6 protein-coding genes and 1 pseudogene are annotated in these 6,114 nt (G+C 43.2%); 5 read left to right on the top strand and 2 right to left on the bottom strand.

All coding sequences use genetic code 11. The features are described from left to right. Window positions 1–1,201 (bottom strand): toprim domain-containing protein (locus BN161_RS26070; RefSeq protein WP_244436628.1); only part of this gene is annotated, 1,201 nt, incomplete at its 3' end. Next, complete coding sequence (locus tag BN161_RS26065) at window positions 1,194–1,532, bottom strand: helix-turn-helix domain-containing protein (RefSeq protein WP_010535364.1); 339 nt, start codon at window positions 1,530–1,532, stop codon at window positions 1,194–1,196. The genes BN161_RS26070 and BN161_RS26065, both read right to left, overlap by 8 nt. 688 nt (window positions 1,533–2,220) lie before the next feature. On the opposite strand from BN161_RS26065, the gene BN161_RS26060 reads away from it, so the two are divergent. From BN161_RS26060 to BN161_RS26040, 5 genes and pseudogenes are all read left to right on the top strand, one after another. Then, on the top strand, window positions 2,221–3,441 hold the full coding sequence (locus BN161_RS26060; RefSeq protein ID WP_044271875.1) for a site-specific integrase: 1,221 nt from the start codon (window positions 2,221–2,223) through the stop codon (window positions 3,439–3,441). A gap of 23 nt (window positions 3,442–3,464) precedes the next feature. Beyond that, a pseudogene (locus BN161_RS26055) lies at window positions 3,465–3,990 on the top strand (ORF6N domain-containing protein). Between the two features lie 633 nt (window positions 3,991–4,623). Beyond that, window positions 4,624–5,157 (top strand): antirestriction protein ArdA, encoded by a 534-nt coding sequence (locus tag BN161_RS26050; RefSeq protein WP_044271872.1) that lies wholly within the window; start codon window positions 4,624–4,626, stop codon window positions 5,155–5,157. Window positions 5,158–5,232: 75 nt separating this feature from the next. After that, the gene (locus BN161_RS26045) at window positions 5,233–5,436 is read left to right on the top strand and encodes a DUF3873 domain-containing protein (RefSeq protein WP_044271871.1); all 204 of its coding nucleotides are present in this window, start codon (window positions 5,233–5,235) and stop codon (window positions 5,434–5,436) included. 26 nt (window positions 5,437–5,462) lie between these two features. Then, window positions 5,463–5,945 (top strand): DUF7258 domain-containing protein, encoded by a 483-nt coding sequence (locus BN161_RS26040; protein ID WP_044271869.1) that lies wholly within the window; start codon window positions 5,463–5,465, stop codon window positions 5,943–5,945. Window positions 5,946–6,114: the final 169 nt, after the last annotated feature.

Genomic DNA, 6,114 nt, shown 5'->3' with positions numbered 1-6,114 from the left:
TCAATGCCGTCACATAATTACTTTTTCCGGTTCCCTCACCACCGGTAATACAGAGGATATTCCCTTGCGTGCCTAACGGCACATCATTCACCGACACAACCATTTGTGCCACGGGCGGCGGATTATTAAAATCCACCTCACAAGATTTCAGAGCAGACATAGTTTCGCTGTATATTGTATCCAGATAATCCAGAAATAGTTTAATCAAATCCTCCCGGCTGTTTCCCAAACGGAAAAAGTCCGAAATATCCTTTTCCACCTTCGTTCCCGCCAGTGGTAGCAACAATCGTTTCACCCCATAGTTCTTCAACGCCAGTTCTTGTTTTGCCGAACTGTCCAGCCCCGCTTTATCCACATCATAGAGCAGGACAATATGTTTGAACCGGAAAGAGAGCCTATGAATAATCCCCACGGGAATAGTCACCGTTTCCGAATTGAAGCAGATAGCATGAAACCCGTGAACCGTCAGGCTCATCACGTCCTTCTCACCACCCGTAATAAAGAGCAAATCCCCCTTAGCAGGCAACTGTTCCAGCCCAAAGCAGTAATTTTCCCCAAAATCCCCGGCATATAAAAAGCGCATCTCCGAGTGCGGGCGGTACACCTTCACATATTGCTTTGCAGTATATCCGAATACCGGTTCTTTATCCGTCGCCACAATGCTGAACGGTTTCCCTTCGTTATTCTCGCTGCTGAACTTCTTCAACGAAACCACCCGGAACAATTTCAGCACCTCTTGCGTGATACCACTTTCTCCCCAAAAGGCAAGTTCCGCAGCCGTAAAGCTCTTTTGCGCCAACGTATAAGGCCTTGCTTTCTTCCTTTTCGGTACATGTGTAACTTCCGCAATCACCGGAACAGATGTAGTAGAGGAAATTCTCATTTCGGACTTGTCAGATAAGCCCAAGTGCATATCCCGATCAATGATAGCCAGTATTTGCACAAAGTCTTTAGGTTCTTTACAATTCAGTCCGTTTAGCTTGCCGACCAACGCAAAACAGTCCCCCGAATAATCATCATTTCCGAAATCCTTCATTTTGTACATTCCGTTTCTCCGGTCAAAATACACATTACACGAAGCCTTGCTATCTTTGTACAGCGGATTTAAGAAATTACGTCCGAGTTTAAAAGAGAAAGGGATATAATACTTGAAAACCGCCAACCCCTTATCCGTTAGCAGAAGAATATCCTCTTTATTCATTCTCGTTATCATTCAAGAAATAATTCCTCCGAAAATTCTCCCTATCCTGTGGTTTGCATTTGATGATGCGTTCATTCAGTCCCCGTTCTATTTCCGAAAGTTTATAAAGACACCGCCCTCTCAGCATAGAGTAACTTATCAGGTTTTCGTTTCTCAATCGTTGTAATGTGCGTGTACTTATATTCAGGGCATCCGCCACCTGATTACTATCCAGCCACACCTCATTTTCCTCTTTGGGCATAACCTGTGCCTTTGCCACGAAGTCGGCAATTCGTTGAATTTTCCCGACAAGGTCTTTATACACCTTGCTATCCATTGTTATTACTTCCATATTACAGTTATCATTTTAATTTGCTGCAAAGTTCATCCAATAGTGCCGGAGCATTTGCCAACTTGTTACCAACTTGGCATAACTTTTTTTTCAATATCTGAATATGTAGCATAGCGGGAGGGAGGTACAGTGCAAGTCAGAATCTGGTGCAAGGTGCAAGCCTATACTTATATATATAGGCTCGCACCTTGCACCAGAAAAATATTTTTATCTATTTAATACTCAAATAGTTTGGTAGATTAAAAGGAAAGTTGTAGTTTTGAACCCGGAAAGTTAAGCAGACACAACGGTGTCATAAGCAGACAAATCAACATTTTGGAAATCGTTACTAAATCGTTACGGTACGATTTTAGTAGTTTAGAAAGCATTTGTGTTTCAAACACATACAGCCATAAAGTGAAAATCCCAAGCGGATCACTGAAAGAAAAGCCAAAAGGCGACAAGAAAAAGACAAGTCCTACAAAATCAATATTTTGTGGGACTTTTTTTATTGTCTTTTGGCTACCTTGACCGCCACGAAAAGGTCACTGACAGACAAAAATTAGTGCCTTATTCGTACCCCCGACAAAATTCTTTAAAAAGGGGTACGATTTGTCGGAAAATGGCGAAATGTTGTCGAGATTTGGCGACCCTGCATTTATCTCATTATGAGTTAATAAAAGTAGTTTTGTAACTTAAAAAATGAGGTATGAAATCAACATTCCGAGTATTGTTCTTCCTGAAACGGGACAAGGTGAAAAAGAACGGTAATATGCCAATCATGGCACGTATTACCATTGACGGGAAATTAGCCCAATTCAACACTAAACTTGAAGTCAATCCTAAAAACTGGTCTGCCAAAACCGGAAAGGTAAATGGCAGAGGAGCGGAATTTACCCGCATGAATGAAATGCTGGATAGCATCAAGGCTACCTTGCACAGACACTATCAGACCATTTTAGAACGGGACAGCTATGTAACCGCAGAGAAAGTACGCAATGTGTTCTTAGGTAAAGAGGAAAAAGCAAAAACTCTCTTACAGGTATTTTCCCAGCATAATGAACAATATGCGCTGAAAGTAGGGAAAACAGCCACGCAAAAGACATATACCCGTTATGAACTTACCAAAAATCGCCTTGCCGAATATATCCACAATAAATATAATGTGGAGGATATTACCTTTCGGGAAATAAATGTCGTGTTTATCGAGGGCTTCTACCTATTTATCCGGGAGAATTATCCGTGTACCCACAATACAGCCATGAAGTTTATACAGCGTTTCAGAACTGTTGTTCTGTTTGCCCACAACTTGGGACTGATTACTTTTAATCCTTTCGGGGCATATAAGCTGAAATTTGAATATGTAGAACGGGATTTTCTTGAACAGGCAGAATTAGACCGGATATATCAAAAGACGTTTGCCAGCAAACGACTGGAACAAGTTCGGGATATATTCATTTTCAGTTGCTTTACTGGACTTTCTTATGTTGATGTATGCGAACTAACACCTGAAAATATAAGATTGTCCTTTGACGGCAATTTGTGGATAATCAAGAAAAGACATAAGACAAGCATCACGTCCAATATTCGATTACTGGATATACCCAAATCCATTTTGCAGAAATATGACGGGAAGCTACCTAATGGTAAACTGCTACCAGTCATCAGCAATCAAAAGATGAATGATTACCTGAAAGAGATTGCGACTGTTTGCGGAATAAATAAGAAAATCACATTCCACGTTGCCCGCCACAGTTTTGCGACCCTTAGCATAAGTTATGGCGTACCCATTGAAAGCGTTTCCAAAATGTTGGGACACACCAACATAAGAACTACCCAAATCTACGCAAAAATCATAGATACTAAACTTAGCGAAGATATGGACATTTTAGCTAACAAGCTAAATAACAGAAAAATATCAGTCATATAAATACTAACTTAAAAAATAAGATTATGGACTTGCAGATTATCCAAAACAAGATTTTTGAAGTCAGAGGTTACCGGCTGATGCTTGACTTGCATTTGGCAGAACTCTATCAAGTGGAAACACGAGCTTTGAAACAAGCGGTCAAACGTAACATAGACCGCTTCCCCAGTGATTTCATGTTTGAGTTGAGCAAAGACGAGTGAGTGGTTAGGACTTATCACAAATTGTGATAAGTTCCCTGACAACATCCGTCACACGCCCACCCCGCCTATGGCTTTCACCGAACAGGGGGTAGCCATGCTTTCTTCGGTTCTCCGTTCCAAAGTAGCCATAGAAGTAAACATTTCAATCATGCGGGCTTTTGTCCTCATGCGCCAAATGGTAATCGGTTACGAGGAATTGTTAAAGCGCATCGAGGAACTGGAGGTAAGCACCGATGCGCAGTTCAACGAACTGTACCAAGCCCTTACCCAGCTTCTAAGCCAGTCGAAGCAGCAGAAAGAACGCCGTCCGGTAGGTTTCGTTACCTATAACCTTGGCAAAAACGAATAGGTAACGATTTCGGTAACGAAATACCACCTAACGACCTATATCCCAGTATTGTAAATTCTTCCACCTTGCGGGCAGTCCACCGACTACCCGCATTTTTTATATCCTTTTCCAACTGGCACATTCCCCGAAACGCCAGCCGTGCGTGGCATGGCTGACTGTATTCTGTGAAAAGAGCCGTTGGAAACCCGCACAAGCGTACAGCAAGGTAAATTTGCCATACCCTTGCCTTTCCCGCCCGCATGGAGTGTTCCCTAAAAGATGAAAGAGAACAGGCACTTTTCCCCAGTTTCCTTATCTGTAAATCTTCCTCTTACGCAGTCCCCCAGCCGGGACAGTCGTTTTTATCATTTCAATAGGCAAAGGTAGTTACGTGTTCTTCACGATTTTGCAAGATCGAGCCGTTCCGGTTTGGCGAAAAAATCTTCCCTGCCTTGCGAGGTATTTTTTGTCCAAAACCTTGCAAACTCTAAACACTACCCTTTTGAGCCTATGTGAAACAAAAACGACCGACCCGACCGGAAGACGCATAAAAAAAAGTCGGATTTACGGGAAACAGGAAAAAAGTTCAGTGAAACTTCAACTCCCTCACCTCTCGAATCCGCATAAAATTAAAAACTTAAAAATTACAGCAATATGGAAGCAACGACATTATCAGCAGCAAGCGTTTATGTAGGCACTTACGCCAAGTACAACAACGGTTCATTGTTTGGGGCATGGCTCAACCTTTCGGATTATTCGGACAAGGAAGAATTTTACGAAGCCTGCCGGGAACTGCACAAGGACGATGAAGATGCGGAATATATGTTTCAGGATTACGAGAATATCCCGGAAGCCCTGATTTCTGAAAGCTGGATTTCTGAAAACTTTTTCGCTTTGCGTGATGCGGTGGAGGATTTGAGCGACACCGAGCAGGAAGCCTTTTTAGTGTGGTGCAACTATAAAAGCCATGATTTGGGCGAGGAAGATGCGGACGACCTTGTACGGGATTTCCGGGATGAATATCAAGGGGAATATGACGATGAAGAAGATTTCGCCTATGAAATCATAGAAGAATGTTACGACCTGCCGGAGTTCGCAAAGACCTATTTCGATTATGAAAAGTTTGCCCGTGACCTGTTCATGTGCGATTACTGGTTTGATGACGGCTTTGTGTTCCGTGCGGCATAACAACCAATCCGGGCGGGGTGTCAAAGCCCTGCCCGCTAAAAACAACCAAGTTTATAACCATAAAAATAAGACATCATGCAGTCACTTAACAAAAACGGGGTAAGCATTACCCAAACACCGGGAGAAGAAAAGTTCGTGAAATGTTGCTTAGGCGCATTCAGGGGACAGATTTATTTTCAATATGACTACCGTCACTTTGACGGCGAACTTTTCAGTACGGTAGCTAAAACGCTGACAGAGTGCCGCCGCAGGCGTGACGAGTGGATAGCGAAAAAGTAACAGAGTAATAAGTAAATTTTAGGGATATGAAAACGACAGAAGTAAACAAGGAGCTTATCGGCAAGCGTTGCGAGTGTATTTTTACGGGCTTAATGGTAACGGGCGTTATCGAGGACACAGAAGAAAACGAACACACCATAGAGGTCAAAGTCCGTTTCGACCACCCGCACCAGTGGGGCGATGATTTGTATAATGATGTGTGGGCGTGGGGGCGCAAAATTGACGAGTTCGGCACGTTGCACCATTTGCAACTGCTGGAGGATAAACCGGACTTTCAGATAATGACGGTAGTTTTCGGCGAGCCAATCAGCCGGATAGACCGCAGTGTTTTTGAAGATGTGGAAACGTGGGGTGTCTGTTCCCTGCAAGGCTGGGTAAATAGCTACGAGAGTGTCCGGTTTGTAGCCATAAACGACCATACGGCAATCATTACGGGCGAATACAACATGGAACAGGTAAAGGTGTGGTTAGAGAAGTATGTACCCATAAAGAGCTTAAAAATTAGTTGAGAGAGAACGGCGGCAAGTTGCCGCCGCCACTTTCTTTCGTGAGTGCCGGAAAATAAAGTGGCAAAGAAACCCGCCCTGTTCCCTAACATGAAAAGTCCACCCGCCGAACTATCAGCGGGTGGACTACCATAACATACGCCTTGCGTATCATTCCCTATTTGGTGTTCCC

The organism is Bacteroides timonensis, from assembly GCF_000513195.1.
GTDB classification, from domain to species: domain Bacteria; phylum Bacteroidota; class Bacteroidia; order Bacteroidales; family Bacteroidaceae; genus Bacteroides; species Bacteroides timonensis.
Note: the sequence above shows the minus strand (reverse complement) of the source record. Positions and strands in the feature narration are given on the sequence as shown.